Source organism: Cytobacillus sp. MT66, from assembly GCF_058792595.1.
The window spans coordinates 1-14,806 of the sequence record NZ_JBXAFB010000026.1 but is presented as its reverse complement, the minus strand read 5'-3'; the positions used below and the strand labels follow the sequence as shown (position 1 = coordinate 14,806).

The 14,806-nt window shown below is 41.0% G+C and carries 15 protein-coding genes; all 15 read left to right on the top strand.

Going from position 1 to position 14,806, the window contains the following annotated elements; translation table 11 throughout:
• Window positions 1–42 precede the first annotated feature (42 nt).
• The 15 genes from AC1Q59_RS23890 (at window position 43) to lysS (ending at window position 14,451) form a co-directional block, all read left to right on the top strand.
• Window positions 43–780: a VWA domain-containing protein gene (locus tag AC1Q59_RS23890; protein WP_492368375.1), complete on the top strand. Its 738-nt coding sequence runs from the start codon at window positions 43–45 to the stop codon at window positions 778–780.
• Window positions 749–1,729 carry a serine/threonine protein kinase PrkT gene (gene prkT, locus AC1Q59_RS23885; RefSeq protein ID WP_492368391.1) on the top strand — a complete coding sequence of 327 codons (981 nt, stop codon included), beginning with the start codon at window positions 749–751 and terminating at the stop codon, window positions 1,727–1,729. Before AC1Q59_RS23890 ends, prkT begins: the two co-directional genes overlap by 32 nt.
• 96 nt (window positions 1,730–1,825) lie before the next feature.
• On the top strand, window positions 1,826–3,220 hold the full coding sequence (gene tilS, locus AC1Q59_RS23880; protein ID WP_492368374.1) for a tRNA lysidine(34) synthetase TilS: 1,395 nt from the start codon (window positions 1,826–1,828) through the stop codon (window positions 3,218–3,220).
• A gap of 19 nt (window positions 3,221–3,239) precedes the next feature.
• Window positions 3,240–3,785 carry a hypoxanthine phosphoribosyltransferase gene (gene hpt / locus AC1Q59_RS23875; RefSeq protein ID WP_492368373.1) on the top strand — a complete coding sequence of 182 codons (546 nt, stop codon included), beginning with the start codon at window positions 3,240–3,242 and terminating at the stop codon, window positions 3,783–3,785.
• Between the two features lie 129 nt (window positions 3,786–3,914).
• A complete protein-coding gene (gene ftsH, locus AC1Q59_RS23870) occupies window positions 3,915–5,912 on the top strand; it encodes an ATP-dependent zinc metalloprotease FtsH (protein WP_492368372.1) in 1,998 nt (665 codons plus the stop codon).
• Window positions 5,913–6,057: 145 nt separating this feature from the next.
• Window positions 6,058–6,828: a type III pantothenate kinase gene (locus AC1Q59_RS23865; protein ID WP_492368371.1), complete on the top strand. Its 771-nt coding sequence runs from the start codon at window positions 6,058–6,060 to the stop codon at window positions 6,826–6,828.
• 30 nt (window positions 6,829–6,858) lie between these two features.
• A complete protein-coding gene (gene hslO, locus AC1Q59_RS23860; protein WP_492368370.1) occupies window positions 6,859–7,734 on the top strand; it encodes an Hsp33 family molecular chaperone HslO in 876 nt (291 codons plus the stop codon).
• Window positions 7,735–7,747: 13 nt separating this feature from the next.
• Window positions 7,748–8,623 (top strand): peptidyl-prolyl cis-trans isomerase, encoded by an 876-nt coding sequence (locus AC1Q59_RS23855; RefSeq protein WP_492368369.1) that lies wholly within the window; start codon window positions 7,748–7,750, stop codon window positions 8,621–8,623.
• A 211-nt stretch (window positions 8,624–8,834) separates the two neighbouring features.
• Complete coding sequence (gene cysK, locus AC1Q59_RS23850; RefSeq protein ID WP_492368368.1) at window positions 8,835–9,764, top strand: cysteine synthase A; 930 nt, start codon at window positions 8,835–8,837, stop codon at window positions 9,762–9,764.
• 106 nt (window positions 9,765–9,870) lie between these two features.
• The gene (gene folP / locus AC1Q59_RS23845; RefSeq protein WP_492368367.1) at window positions 9,871–10,707 is read left to right on the top strand and encodes a dihydropteroate synthase; all 837 of its coding nucleotides are present in this window, start codon (window positions 9,871–9,873) and stop codon (window positions 10,705–10,707) included.
• Window positions 10,700–11,059 carry a dihydroneopterin aldolase gene (gene folB, locus AC1Q59_RS23840; RefSeq protein WP_492368366.1) on the top strand — a complete coding sequence of 120 codons (360 nt, stop codon included), beginning with the start codon at window positions 10,700–10,702 and terminating at the stop codon, window positions 11,057–11,059. Before folP ends, folB begins: the two co-directional genes overlap by 8 nt.
• Window positions 11,060–11,063: 4 nt before the next feature.
• Window positions 11,064–11,591 carry a 2-amino-4-hydroxy-6-hydroxymethyldihydropteridine diphosphokinase gene (gene folK, locus AC1Q59_RS23835; RefSeq protein WP_492368365.1) on the top strand — a complete coding sequence of 176 codons (528 nt, stop codon included), beginning with the start codon at window positions 11,064–11,066 and terminating at the stop codon, window positions 11,589–11,591.
• Window positions 11,543–11,761: a helix-turn-helix domain-containing protein gene (locus AC1Q59_RS23830; protein WP_492368364.1), complete on the top strand. Its 219-nt coding sequence runs from the start codon at window positions 11,543–11,545 to the stop codon at window positions 11,759–11,761. Before folK ends, AC1Q59_RS23830 begins: the two co-directional genes overlap by 49 nt.
• Before the next feature lie 22 nt (window positions 11,762–11,783).
• Window positions 11,784–12,785, top strand: coding sequence for a tRNA dihydrouridine synthase DusB (dusB, locus tag AC1Q59_RS23825; protein ID WP_492368363.1), 1,002 nt, complete (start codon window positions 11,784–11,786; stop codon window positions 12,783–12,785).
• Between the two features lie 175 nt (window positions 12,786–12,960).
• Window positions 12,961–14,451 (top strand): lysine--tRNA ligase, encoded by a 1,491-nt coding sequence (gene lysS, locus AC1Q59_RS23820; RefSeq protein WP_492368362.1) that lies wholly within the window; start codon window positions 12,961–12,963, stop codon window positions 14,449–14,451.
• Window positions 14,452–14,806 lie beyond the last annotated feature (355 nt).

Genomic DNA, 14,806 nt, shown 5'->3' with positions numbered 1-14,806 from the left:
ATCGTCGAAAATGGGAATAAGACGATATTGGAGGGGAGTTTTATGAAAACAGGAACCTTAAAGCAGATCCTGCTTATCACTGATGGATGCTCAAACCAGGGAGACGATCCAATTGCTATGGCGGCACTTGCAAAGGAACAGGGGATTACTGTCAATGTAATCGGTGTAATAGAAAAGGATGTTATTGACGAAAAGAGCATGACTGAAATTGAAGGCATTGCTATGTCAGGGGGCGGTGTTAGCCAGGTCGTATATGCCAAGCAGCTTTCACAAACGGTTCAGATGGTGACAAGAAAGGCAATGACACAAACCCTTCAGGGCGTAGTTAACCATGAGCTTCAGCAGATTCTTGGAGGCTCCAAAACGGTTGAAGATCTGCCTCCAGATCAAAGAGGAGAAGTCATGGAAGTGGTTGACGAGCTAGGAGAAACGGTGGAACTGGAAGTATTAGTCTTAGTTGATACAAGTGCGAGCATGAAGCCGAAGCTGGAGACAGTAAAGGAAGCGCTTCTGGATTTATCCTTAAGCTTGAATGCACGTTCCGGTGATAACCGGTTTTCTGTTTTTGCTTTTCCCGGGAAAAAGAAGGATGTCGAAAAACTATTAGACTGGACCCCGAGTCTAGGCGCATTAACTAGCATTTTCGGCAAATTAACAACAGGAGGCATTACACCAACTGGTCCGGCAATCCGCGAGGCATTGACATATTTTAAGAAAAAACGATCATTAAGGAGTCTGCTTTCTCGTGATGATGAATCATTCTTTGAAGAATCAGTTTAATCTAAGACAAGGAAGTGTGATTGAAGGCAAATGGCATCGCAATCATTATGTCATTGAACGGGAGCTTGGATACGGTGCCAATGGCATTGTGTACTTGGCTAGGTCCCAAAGTGGGCCTGTTGCATTGAAAATGAGTGATAATGGGCTTTCCATAACATCTGAGGTCAATGTTTTAAAATCTTTTGCTAAGGTCCAAGGCTCTGCCTTAGGGCCTTATTTGCTTGATGTTGATGATTGGATCTATAGAGGAAAGCAAATATCCTTTTATGTGATGGAATATATTCAAGGCCCGCAGTTCCTCTCGTTTATTCAGCAGAAAGGACATGCATGGACAGACGCTCTAATCCTTCAGCTTCTTAATGATTTGGAAAAGCTGCACGATAACGGCTGGGTATTTGGGGACTTGAAGCCGGAAAATTTAATAGTAACGGGGCCGCCGTCAAAAATCCGCTGTATTGATGTTGGAGGAACTACCATGCAGGGAAGGGCCATTAAAGAATTTACTGAGTTTTATGATAGAGGCTACTGGGGATTGGGTTCCCGCAAGGCGGATCCTGGCTATGACTTATTTGCTGTAGCTATGATTATGATAAATACGGCTTACCCTAACCGTTTCAGCAAAACAACAGGCGGACTAAATCAGCTAATGAAGATGATCAATGAAAAAAATGAATTAAAGAAATACGAGCATGTTCTAAGCAACGCCCTGCAAGGAAAATACACAAGAGCTGAGGAAATGCGCATTTCCATGCTGGAGACAATCCAGAATAACTCAGGCAGAGATGTGTCATATTCGCAAAGAAGTGCCAGCCGTACAAGGAAAAAAGTGAACATTAGCAGACAAGGATTTCAAAAAGGGAAGAAACGAGGCGGGGTGTTAGAAACTGTTTCGATTTTCGTCATAATATCCCTGCTTTATCTCTTTTATATTTTTGGGCAGGTTGTCTAAATTCTTTTACTTTTTGCATACCCTTTTAAAATATAATGGGAAAGTGGTATTCTCTAGGTAGAAAGAGCTAACAAATTAATAATAAGGAAGAAAGCTATGCTTAAGGAAAAGGTGAAAGCGTTTTTAAAACAAAAGGGTCTCGATCTTCATCATAAAAGGATACTTATAGGTGTTTCCGGAGGACCGGATTCTCTTGCATTGCTGCATTTCCTTTGGAGTATCAGAAAGGAATATCAATTTTATTTGGCTGCCGCCCATGTGGATCATATGTTTCGCGGAGAAGAATCCTATTTAGAGGCAAAATTTGTTCAGCACTTTTGCGAAGAAAGGGAAATTCCATTTGAAATGGAACGGATTAATGTCCCTGACTATATAAGAGCAACTGGTAAGAGCTCACAGCTTGCCTCAAGGGAATGCAGATACTCCTTTTTTGAAAAAGTAATCAGTAAACAGAAGCTTGATTATCTTGCCCTTGGCCATCACGGGGACGATCAGGTTGAAACAATCCTTATGCGGTTAACAAGAGGAAGTACGGGGGAAGCTAGAGCAGGGATTCCTTTTTCCCGTCCTTTTGGCAATGCGGTTATTTTCCGTCCATTTTTATGCATAAATCGTCAGCAGATTGAAGATTATTGCATTGAGCAGGGCCTTGAGCCCAGAAGGGACCCGAGCAATGAAAAGGGGATTTATGTAAGAAATCGCTTTCGCAAGGAGGTCATGCCTTTTTTAAGAAAGGAAAACCCCCACGTTCATGAGCATTTTCAGCGATTTAGCGAGGAAATTCAAAGTGATGAGGCATTTTTGCAGGAATTATCTGTCCAAAAGCTGAATACAGTAATGAAAAAGAAATCCAAGGGAGAAATCCACATAAATATCCCGGATTTTCTAAAAATGCCATTTCCTTTACAAAGGCGCTGTATTCAACTAATATTAAACTATCTTTATGAGAACAAACCAGCATCTTTATCTGCTTTACATATTGAAAATGCCATTTCACTAATGAGCAGTCCTCACCCATCAGGAGAACTTAACTTCCCGGACGGTTTGAAAATGGTACGTTCCTATGAACAATGCCAATTTCAATTTCATCATCAATCCGTATCATCTTACTGCTGTAAAATGGAAGAACCGGGAGAAATTAAGCTGCCTGACGGAAGCATAATATCCTTAGAGTTCACAAAAAGTCCCAATGGCACCTATCAATCAAATACCCTTCTTTTAAATCGCGTGGATGTATCCCTCCCCCTTGTTATTCGTACAAGAAAAGATGGAGACCGCATGACATTAAAAGGAATGAACGGCACAAAGAAAATAAAGGATATCTTTATTGACCAGAAGGTGCCGGCGCATGACAGGATGACATGGCCAATTATTACGGATGCCGATGGAAATATCTTATGGCTTCCTGGGCTGAAAAAGTCTCATTATTCAATTGATAAGTCGAAATCTGACTTTGTTAAATTGACATTTACTAAAATGGAAAAGCTATGATCTTCTAGGAGGCACACAAATGCAAAATGACATTGAAAGAGTATTGATTTCAGAAGAACAAATTCAGGAAAAGATTAAATCACTTGCAGCTGAGCTTACAGAGGAATATCAAGGTCGCTTTCCTCTAGCCATTGGGGTGCTTAAAGGGGCAATGCCTTTCATGGCTGATTTGCTAAAGCGCATGGATACCTATCTTGAGATGGACTTTATGGATGTTTCAAGCTACGGAAATTCAACCGTTTCTTCTGGAGAAGTGAAAATAGTCAAGGATCTTGATACTTCTGTTGAGGGAAGGGACATATTAATTATTGAAGACATTATCGATAGCGGGTTAACTTTAAGCTATTTGGTTGATTTGTTCCGCTACCGCAAGGCAAAATCCATCAGAATTGTGACATTGCTTGATAAGCCTACAGGCCGCAAAGCAGACTTGACTCCCGATTATACCGGGTTTATTGTGCCAGATGAGTTCGTTGTCGGCTATGGACTTGATTATGCAGAAAAGTACCGAAATCTCCCTTACATTGGAGTGCTTAAGCCAGAAGTATACAGCAATAATGATTAAGCAAAATTTGTAAATGGGAAAAGCAGTAAACTATCTTAGCGAGTGGTTATCAGAAGTGTAAATTCTTGAATTAGCGCAATTTTCTATGATACTATACTTTTAGTTGTTTACCGTGGGAGGAGGTAAGGGATGAATCGGATCTTCCGAAACACCATCTTTTATTTATTAATTTTTCTAGTCATAATAGGTGTTGTTAGTTTTTTTAATGGCAACAATGAACCGACAGAGCAGATTTCATATGATCAGTTTGTCAGCTATTTAGATAGCGGAGAAGTTACATCCATCTCCATGCAGCCCGAAAGGGGCGTCTTTGAGGTGAGAGGCCAGCTTAAAGGCTATGAAGAGGGCAAGTATTTCCTTACTTATATAACAAATAATGATACGATACATGATCGTATTGATGCATTAGCGAAAAACTCTAAAGTAAATGTATTGCCAGCGAAAGAAACAAGCGGCTGGGTAACATTTTTCACTTCCATCATCCCGTTTATCATTATCTTTATTCTTTTCTTCTTCTTGCTGAACCAAGCTCAGGGCGGCGGTAGCCGTGTGATGAACTTTGGGAAAAGCAAGGCCAAGCTTTATGATGAAAGCAAAAAGAAGGTACGGTTTAAAGATGTAGCGGGTGCTGATGAAGAAAAACAAGAGCTTGTAGAAGTTGTTGAATTCCTAAAAGACCCAAGAAAGTTCTCAGAACTCGGTGCAAGAATTCCTAAAGGGGTTCTCCTGGTTGGACCTCCTGGTACAGGTAAAACTTTGCTTGCAAGAGCAGTTGCCGGTGAAGCCGGGGTTCCGTTCTTCTCTATAAGCGGATCGGATTTTGTTGAAATGTTTGTGGGTGTCGGTGCATCACGTGTTCGTGATTTGTTTGAAAATGCTAAAAAGAATGCTCCATGTATCATTTTTATCGATGAGATTGATGCTGTCGGCAGGCAGCGTGGCGCCGGCTTAGGCGGAGGCCACGATGAACGTGAGCAAACCCTGAACCAATTACTTGTTGAAATGGATGGCTTTGGTGCAAATGAAGGAATTATCATCATTGCTGCCACAAACCGTCCAGATATTCTTGACCCGGCGTTATTGCGTCCAGGACGTTTTGACCGTCAGATTACTGTTGATCGTCCAGATGTTAAAGGACGTGAAGCGGTACTTAAGGTACATGCCCGCAATAAGCCATTAGATGAGGGAGTAAACCTCAAAGCTATCGCCCAGCGCACACCAGGATTCTCTGGTGCCGATCTGGAAAACCTTTTGAATGAGGCTGCTCTCGTAGCCGCCCGTCAAGACAAGAAAAAGGTAGATATGACAGATATTGATGAGGCAACAGACCGTGTTATTGCTGGTCCGGCAAAGAAAAGCAAAGTCATATCCAAGAAGGAAAGAAATATTGTTGCTTTTCACGAAGCCGGTCATACAGTGATTGGCGTAGTGCTTGAGGATGCAGAAATGGTTCATAAAGTAACCATCGTTCCGCGCGGGCAGGCTGGCGGATACGCAGTTATGCTACCTAAAGAGGACCGTTTCTTTATGACAAAGCCTGAGCTTTTAGATAAAATTGTCGGTCTATTGGGCGGCCGTGTGGCTGAGGAGATTGTATTTGGCGAGGTAAGTACTGGTGCGCATAATGACTTCCAGCGTGCAACTGGAATTGCCCGCAGAATGGTTACTGAATTCGGTATGAGTGATAAGCTCGGTCCTTTACAGTTTGGACAGTCACAAGGCGGTCAGGTCTTCCTTGGCAGAGACTTCAATAATGACCAAAACTATTCGGATGCAATTGCATACGAGATTGATTTAGAAATACAGCGAATCATTAAAGAGTGTTATGAAAAAGCAAAAAGAGTTCTTACTGAAAACCGCGAAAAGCTAAATTTAATCGCTACTACGCTTCTTGAAGTTGAAACTCTTGATGCTGAGCAAATCAAGTCTTTAATGGACAGCGGAAAATTGCCGGATCGTACAATTAAAGCTGATCCTGCATCGGATGTAAAAGTAAATATCAATATTAATAAAGAGGATTCTTCAGAACCAGGCGGTATTCCTGAAAAACGGCAAGGGCTGACACCTGCTGAAGAGGAAAACCCTCCTGCAATTGGAGAAAATCCTGAAAATCCTAATAAAGAATAAACCATGAAAAAGCGCTCATACTGGGCGCTTTTTCTTTTTCTTTTTCAGCTAAAATATTTCTGATTATACGATTGTCTGCAAGTTATGTTATGATGTTTTCAGCGAAAAAATGAAGTGTGAATCTGATATAAAGTGGTGAAAATCAATGATCTTTGTTTTTGATATAGGTAATACTAATATGGTTTTAGGCGTTTATAAGGGAGATGAACTGAAATACTACTGGAGGGTAGAAACAAACCGCCATAAAACTGAGGATGAGTATGGCATGCAAATCAAGTCGTTATTTGAGCATGTTGGGCTTCAGTTTTCTGATATTGATGGAATTATCATATCTTCCGTTGTCCCTCCAATTATGATGGCACTGGAAAGAATGTGCGAAAAATACTTTCATCTTAAGCCTCTTATTGTCGGCCCGGGGATTAAGACAGGCTTAAATATTAAATATGAAAACCCTAGGGAAGTGGGTGCTGACCGAATAGTGAATGCTATTGCCGGCATTCATGATTATGGCAGCCCTTTAATTATTGTTGATTTTGGTACAGCCACTACTTACTGTTATATCAACGAGAAAAAGCAGTACATGGGCGGAGCAATTGCACCAGGTATTGGTATTTCAACAGAGGCATTATATACAAGAGCCTCTAAGCTTCCTAGAATTGAAATTGCGCGGCCGGACGGCATTATTGGCAAGAATACGATATCAGCCATGCAAGCGGGTATTTTATATGGCTATGTAGGGCAAGTCGAGGGAATAGTAAAAAGGATGAAAGAACAGGCAGAATCCAATCCTACAGTGATTGCTACCGGCGGGTTAGCTGATCTGATTGCAAAAGAATCGGCAGTTATTGATGTTGTTGACCCGTTTTTAACTTTGAAGGGACTGCAGCTGATTTATAAGCGAAATGTAGAGCATTAATGAAGCTGTGCAGCGAAAGGAGTATTTTGAATGAGTGATTATTTAATCAAAGCGTTAGGCTTTAATGGGCAGGTGCGAGCGTATGCTGCAAAAACAACAGAAACAGTTGGCGAGGCACAAGCCCGACATTTTACGTGGCCAACAGCATCCGCCGCATTGGGAAGAGCAATGACAGCTGGCGTCATGATGGGCGCAATGCTAAAGGGTGAAGAGAAGCTGACCATAAAAATAGAGGGCGGTGGCCCAATTGGTGCCATCTTAGTTGACAGCAATGGCAAAGGAGAGGTCCGCGGATATGTTACGAATCCGCAAACCCATTTTGATTTAAACGAAAAGGGCAAGCTGGATGTTCGACGGGCTGTTGGTACTGAGGGAACATTAACAGTTGTAAAGGATATCGGACTGAGGGATTTCTTTACAGGCCAGGTTCCAATTGTTTCCGGTGAACTAGGTGAGGATTTTACATATTACTTTGTAACATCAGAACAAACACCGTCATCCGTTGGTGTTGGCGTTCTGGTTAACCCAGATAACACAATACTTGCTGCAGGAGGCTTTATTTTACAATTAATGCCTGGAGCTGAAGAAGAGACTATTTCAGCTCTTGAGAATCGTCTAAAAAGTATTCCCCCAATATCAAAATTAATTCAGCAGGGATTGACTCCAGAGGAAATTTTATCAGAGCTGCTTGGGGATGACATGAAGATTCTCGAAAAATTACCAGTTTCCTTTACTTGTACATGTTCTAAGGAAAGGTTTGCTGATGCAATTATTGGGCTGGGCGCTGAGGAAATTCAGGATATGATTGATACAGAAGGCAAGGCAGAGGCACAATGCCATTTTTGTAATGAGAAATATCATTACTCTAAAGAAGAGTTAGAGGAATTAAAACAAGAGGCAAAGTAAGCGGAGGAGAACATTGAAGAGGGAGAAACTTTGGATTGTTATTGCCGGTCTTATTTTACTGAATTGTATTACGGCGGCCTTACTTATTAAAAATGATCATATCGATGGCTCGGAAGCTGTAGCTACCGTCGGCAAAGAGAAAGTTACTAGGCAGGACTGGCTCAGTGAAATGGAATCGAGATACGGCAAGGAAACGTTAGAGGACCTTATTGATCAGAAGGTAATCGAATCAGCTGGGAAAAAGTATGGTATTAAGGTTTCGAAAAAGGCCGTTGAGCGCGAGATGAAGATGATTAAGACGATGTATGGCTCATCTGGAGGCTATCAGTCAGCAGATGAAGAAAAGTGGCTTCAGCAAATCCAAAATAACCTAATCCTTGAAGAATTAATGACAAAAGATGTGAAGGTATCTGAAAAGGAAATGAAAAAGTATTATGAGGAGCACACCAATCTTTTTCATTTGCCTGATTCCTATCATATTTCAAAGATCGTTGTTTTAACAAAGGAGGAAGCGGAGCAGACGGAAAAAGAGCTAAAAAACGGCTCTAGCTTTTCGGTATTGGCCATGGAACGCTCAATAGACGAATTCACTGCCTACCGTGGTGGAGACAGCGGATTTATCTCGGAAAAAGGCGGACAGTACTCAAAGGATTTTATTGCAAACATAAAAAATGTAAAACCAGGGAGTTGGAGTAAGCCGATTAAGGTTGATAAAGGATATGCCATTGTCATGGTTCATGAGCATGTTAAAGGCGAGAATTATTCCTTCAAAGAAGTAAAGGACCAAATCCGCAGGCAAATTGCGCTTGAACAAATGGGGACTCCCGTATCGGCTAAACCTTTTTGGCAAGAGACTGATGTTGAATGGTTTTATGGAAATAAAGAATAAAGCTAAATAGGATAGGAAGTATATTCCTGTCCTATTTTTTGATTTTTCGAGAGTAAAAAGCATCGGGTGGGGTACTTTAAAAAAGTATGGGCAAAAGGCATATTTGATGAAAAAAAGAAAACATTTACATCAAAATAATTGACTTTTTAGGCTGACATCTGATAAATTAAAATAAAACCAATAAAAATACTCGGATTAAGAGGTGGATATAATGGGACGTGTAGCAAATTCAATTTCCGAACTAGTTGGTCAGACACCTATTGTAAAATTAAATAGAATGGTTGATGAGAATAGCGCAGATGTTTATGTAAAGCTTGAATATATGAACCCAGGCAGCAGTGTTAAGGACAGAATTGCCTTGGCAATGATCGAAGCTGCAGAAGCAAGCGGGGACTTGAAGGAAGGTTCTACAATTATTGAGCCTACAAGCGGAAATACAGGGATTGGCTTGGCAATGATCGCTGCTGCAAAGGGATATAAAGCTATCTTAGTTATGCCTGATACCATGAGCATGGAGCGTCGTTCGCTTCTTCGTGCCTATGGTGCAGACCTTGTATTAACACCTGGACCAGAGGGAATGAATGGGGCAGTCCGCAAGGCGGAAGAATTGGCAAAGGAAAATGGCTATTTTATGCCACAGCAATTTGAAAACCCTGCTAACCCGGAAATTCATCGCCGCACAACAGGAGTAGAAATTGCAGAGCAGATGGAACAGCTAGGTCTAGATGCATTTGTTGCAGGTATTGGAACTGGGGGAACAATCACAGGTGCTGGTGAAGTTCTTCGCGAGAAATTTAACAATATCAAAATTTATGCAGTAGAACCATCTGATTCACCAATCCTTTCTGGCGGTAAGCCTGGCCCTCATAAAATCCAGGGACTTGGTGCCAATTTTGTACCTAAGGTCTTAAATACAGAAGTTTACGATGAGGTAATTAAAGTTACAAATGATCAAGCTTTTGAATATTCCCGCCGTGCCGGAAAAGAGGAAGGAATCCTTTGCGGTATTTCTTCCGGGGCAGCTATTTGTGCGGCTTTGAAAGTAGCAAAGGAACTTGGAAAGGGAAAGAAAGTTCTTGCTATTATTCCGGATAATGGAGAACGCTATTTAAGTACTGTGTTGTATCAGTTTGAAGAATAATATGCCTTAAGTGAAGCAATAGCCTTGGCTATTGCTTTTTTTATTTTAAATAAAAGCATTTATCATGTATCATGATAGGGTAAAAGACTATTAAAGGACGGGTAAGATGATGAAAAGTACTATTCAGTGCGGACAATATACATTGGATTTTCAAAATAGAACACTTGTGATGGGAATATTAAATGCTACACCTGACTCTTTCTCAGATGGAGGAAAATATAACCGTGTTGACCAGGCAGTGGAGCGGGCTATTCAATTGGTTGAAGCTGGCGCTGATATTATTGATATTGGCGGAGAGTCAACTCGCCCGGGATTTGCAAAGATTTCTGCAGATGAGGAATTAGAAAGAATCGTCCCGGTTATTGAGGCGATTGCCAAAGAGGTAAAGGTGCCGATATCTATTGATACCTATAAGGCAGAAACAGCAAGACAAGCGATCAAAGCTGGCGGTCATATTATTAATGACATCTGGGGTGCAAAAGCAGACCCAGAGATGGCAAATGTCGCAGCTGATCTTCAGGTGCCGATCATATTAACACATAATCGCGAAGATCGTAATTACTCAAGCTTTTTTCGGGATGTAATGAATGATTTATACGAAAGTATCATGCTTGTAAAAAACGCTGGAGTCCAGGACAAGAATATTATACTAGACCCCGGCATTGGGTTTGCCAAAGATCTAAACGAAAATCTTGAAATGATGAGGCAATTAGACAAGCTTGTTGCCATGGGCTATCCGGTTCTTCTTGGAACATCCCGCAAGTCAATGGTTGGCGGTGTTTTGAATCTGCCGGTTGAGGAACGCCTTGAAGGAACAGGGGCAACAGTATGCTATGGGATTCAAAAGGGATGTCAGATTATCCGGGTTCATGATGTAAAAGAAATGAAAAGAATGGCGGTCATGATGGATGCCATGCTCGGAAAGGGTGGCGAAATTGGATAAAATTATCTTGAATAAGATGTCCTTTTACGGATATCACGGGGTTTTTCCTGAAGAGACCCGTTTGGGCCAGCGTTTCCTAGTGGATCTGAGTATCGGAACAAATCTTAAGAAGGCTGGGGAAACAGATAACCTTGATAACTCAATCAATTATGGTGAAGTCTTTGAAATTTGCAAGAAAATTGTAGAGGGACAGCCGTACAAACTGATTGAGGCTGTAGCTGAAAATATTGCTAAGGACCTGCTTCACCGCTTTCTTAACATCTCTCAAGTCACGGTTACGGTCGTTAAGCCCGACCCGCCAATTAACGGCCATTATGATTCGGTAGCTGTAGAAATAACAAGGGGCAGATAAAAATATGGGCCAAACTGCGTATATCGCTTTAGGATCAAACATGGGAAACCGCTTTGAAAATTTACGCAAGGCAATTGAAAAGCTGAATCAAACTGCGGAGATAAAAGTGGTAAATACTTCATCTGTTTACGAGACAGACCCGGTTGGCTATGAAGAACAGGGTCAATTTTTAAATATGGTTTTAGAAGCAGAGACCACTCTTGAACCTTTTCAGCTCTTGAGTGCCTGTATGAAAATTGAACAGGAACTTGGAAGGAAAAGGGAAGTTAGGTGGGGTCCAAGAACGATGGACCTTGACATTTTGCTGTATAATCAAGAAAATATAAAATCAGAGATGTTAACCGTCCCACATCCTCGGATGCACGAAAGGGCATTTGTTATGGTACCCCTTATAGAAATACAGCCAAATATAATGCTGCCGGGGACAGATAGCCCTCTTCAAGCGGTTTTGGAGGACATTCCTGATAGAGAGGGAGTACGAATATGGAAGCGGAAAAATGGGGAAGACGTATTCGGGCTTTTCGAAAACTAAAAGGCTATACCCAAGAAAGTTTTGCGAAGGAACTCAAAGTGTCAGTCTCTATACTAGGCGAGATTGAAAGGGGAAACCGGATGCCTGGTCCAGATTTAGTGAAACAGGCAGCGGCAATTTTAAATATATCTATTGAAGATTTGACACCCCCTAAAGAACAGGAAGATTAGGTGCATAATAGGAGGTTAGCCAGTGTTTAAAATTGGTGATATAGAATTGAAGAACCGTGTTGTTCTTGCACCTATGGCAGGTGTATGCAACTCTGCTTTCCGCCTGACAGTAAAAGAATTCGGTGCGGGATTAGTCTGCGCTGAAATGGTTAGTGATAAAGGGATTATTTTAAAGAATGAAAAAACAATGAATATGCTGTATATCGATGAAAGGGAAAAGCCGCTTAGCCTTCAGATTTTTGGCGGCGAAAAGGAATCATTGGTAGAAGCAGCACAATTTGTTGATAAAAATACGAATGCAGATATTATTGATATTAATATGGGATGTCCCGTTCCGAAAATTACCAAGTGTGATGCAGGGGCAAAGTGGCTTCTCAATCCGGATAAAATTTATGAAATGGTAGCCGCTGTAACAGATGCTGTTGAAAAGCCTGTAACAGTAAAAATGCGCATGGGCTGGGATGAAGACCATATTTATGCTGTTAAGAATGCCCAAGCTATTGAACGAGCGGGTGGAAAAGCAGTTGCGCTACATGGAAGAACAAGGTTACAAATGTACGAAGGAAAAGCTAACTGGGACATTATCCGTGAAGTGAAGCAAAACATTAATATCCCATTAATCGGAAACGGCGATGTTGGAACACCGCAGGATGCAAAGCGCATGCTTGAGGAGACAGGCTGTGACGGCGTTATGATTGGTCGTGCGGCTTTGGGTAACCCATGGATGATCTATCGTACAGTCAAATATTTAGAAACCGGTATACTTATGGATGAGCCGCCAGTACGCGAAAAAATTGATGTTTGTATACTTCACCTTGACCGCTTGATTGCCCTAAAGAATGAATACATCGCTGTAAGGGAAATGCGCAAACATGCTGCCTGGTATCTTAAAGGCATTAAAGGCACTGCGAAAGTCCGTAACGAGGTTAACGAGTGTAATACAAGAGATGATTTAGTAACTCTTTTAAATGGGCTTGCTGAAGAAGCTGAGGATAGGGAAACAGCGCAGTCAGAAGCGGTTTAAATTTGACATAATCAAGTTCTTTCACTATAATACCTTTGGAAATAGAACTGCCAGTGGACATACTGGCAGTTTTTATTCTATATATCTTATATTTTTATGTCTGTAATAGGCTAATTGTGTAAAATAATATTAGTATCATTACTTTTTACATAAGAAAAATTGGAGATGATTATTGGTGAGTCAGAGTCATGAAGAATTAAATGACCAATTAATAGTTAGAAGAGAAAAGATGCAAACCCTTCGTAATATGGGAATAGATCCTTTCGGAAAACGTTTTGAACAATCGCACCAAACAGAGGAATTGCTCAAAGGTTACGGAGAAATTGAAAAGGAAGAACTGGAAGAAAAGAATATTTCTGTATCTATTGCTGGCCGAATTATGACAAAGCGCGGAAAAGGCAAAGCAGGATTTGCCCATATTCAGGATCTTACAGGGCAAATTCAAATCTATGTTCGCAAGGATAATGTCGGTGATGAAGCCTATGAAATTTTCGACTCTTTAGATCTTGGTGATATTGTTGGTGTATCAGGTGTTCTTTTCAAGACTAAGGTTGGTGAACTTTCTATTAAAGTTCAGGAATTTGTTATTCTTACAAAAGCTTTAAGGCCTCTGCCGGACAAATTCCATGGCCTGAAGGATGTAGAGCAGCGCTACCGCCAGCGTTACTTAGACTTAATCATGAGCGAGGATAGCAAGAAAACATTTGTAACAAGAAGCCGCATTATTAAATCCATGAGAAACTATCTAGATAGCCACGGTTATCTTGAAGTGGAAACACCTATGATGCATTCTATCGCAGGGGGCGCCGCAGCTCGTCCATTTATTACCCACCACAATGCTCTTGATATGGAGCTCTATATGCGTATAGCCATTGAGCTTCACTTAAAGCGCCTGATTGTCGGTGGCCTAGAAAAGGTTTATGAAATTGGCCGCGTTTTCCGCAATGAGGGTGTATCTACACGCCATAACCCTGAATTTACGATGATTGAACTTTATGAGGCATATGCTGATTACCGTGACATTATGTCTCTAACAGAAAACCTGATTGCTCATATTGCTGAAGAGGTACTGGGTACCACTTCTATTCAATATGGAGACTATGAAGTCGATCTCATGCCTGAGTGGAAGAGATTGCATATGGTAGATGCAATTAAAGAATATACAGGTGTTGACTTCTGGAAAGAGATGTCTGCAGAAGAAGCAAAAGCTTTAGCAAAAGAGCACGGTGTTGAAATTACAGAACATATGCTTTACGGCCATATCGTAAATGAATTTTTCGAACAAAAGGTCGAGGAAAAGTTAATTCAGCCCACGTTTATATACGGACATCCAGTAGAGATATCTCCTCTTGCCAAGAAAAATGAAGAAGATCCTCGTTTTACCGATAGATTTGAGCTATTTATCGTGGCGCGTGAGCATGCGAATGCTTTCACTGAACTTAACGATCCTATCGATCAAAGAGAACGCTTTGAGGCACAGCTTAAAGAACGTGAGCAGGGGAATGACGAGGCGCACGAAATGGATGAAGATTTTGTTGAGGCATTAGAATACGGGATGCCGCCAACTGGGGGATTAGGAATAGGAATAGACCGCCTAGTTATGCTATTAACAAACTCTCCTTCTATCCGGGATGTACTTTTATTCCCGTTAATGCGTCATCGCTAAGAATAATTTTATAAAGGATAAGGCATATTTTATATTGTGCCTTATCCTTTTTTATATCAAGCCGAAAACAGAGAGGGATTGGCAAAAATATCCTGAAAAAAATTATTGCAACCATAATAAAATGGTGGTATATTAATATCTGTTGTTAAGAAATGATTACTTTTATCTTAAAAAAGATAAAAAGTTATTGACTTAACGAAATGAATTTGGTATTATAAAAAAGTCGCTTTTGAGCGATGTTGATAACGACCTTAAAGTGGTTGCTATCTAAGATTTGCTCTTTGAAAACTGAACGAACAAAAACGTCAACGTTAATTTTTTGTCCCGCATGGGACTAAACAATGAGCTATATCAA

Excerpts from the sequence above, each read along its gene's own strand:
- folK (WP_492368365.1), top strand. The coding sequence starts at position 11,064 with ATGGGCCAAACTGCGTATATCGCTTTAGGATCAAACATGGGAAACCGC.
- AC1Q59_RS23830 (WP_492368364.1), top strand. The coding sequence starts at position 11,543 with ATGGAAGCGGAAAAATGGGGAAGACGTATTCGGGCTTTTCGAAAACTA.
- hslO (WP_492368370.1), top strand. The coding sequence starts at position 6,859 with ATGAGTGATTATTTAATCAAAGCGTTAGGCTTTAATGGGCAGGTGCGA.
- folP (WP_492368367.1), top strand. The coding sequence starts at position 9,871 with ATGATGAAAAGTACTATTCAGTGCGGACAATATACATTGGATTTTCAA.
- AC1Q59_RS23865 (WP_492368371.1), top strand. The coding sequence starts at position 6,058 with ATGATCTTTGTTTTTGATATAGGTAATACTAATATGGTTTTAGGCGTT.
- prkT (WP_492368391.1), top strand. The coding sequence starts at position 749 with ATGATGAATCATTCTTTGAAGAATCAGTTTAATCTAAGACAAGGAAGT.
- AC1Q59_RS23890 (WP_492368375.1), top strand. The coding sequence starts at position 43 with ATGAAAACAGGAACCTTAAAGCAGATCCTGCTTATCACTGATGGATGC.
- cysK (WP_492368368.1), top strand. The coding sequence starts at position 8,835 with ATGGGACGTGTAGCAAATTCAATTTCCGAACTAGTTGGTCAGACACCT.
- tilS (WP_492368374.1), top strand. The coding sequence starts at position 1,826 with ATGCTTAAGGAAAAGGTGAAAGCGTTTTTAAAACAAAAGGGTCTCGAT.
- ftsH (WP_492368372.1), top strand. The coding sequence starts at position 3,915 with ATGAATCGGATCTTCCGAAACACCATCTTTTATTTATTAATTTTTCTA.
- hpt (WP_492368373.1), top strand. The coding sequence starts at position 3,240 with ATGCAAAATGACATTGAAAGAGTATTGATTTCAGAAGAACAAATTCAG.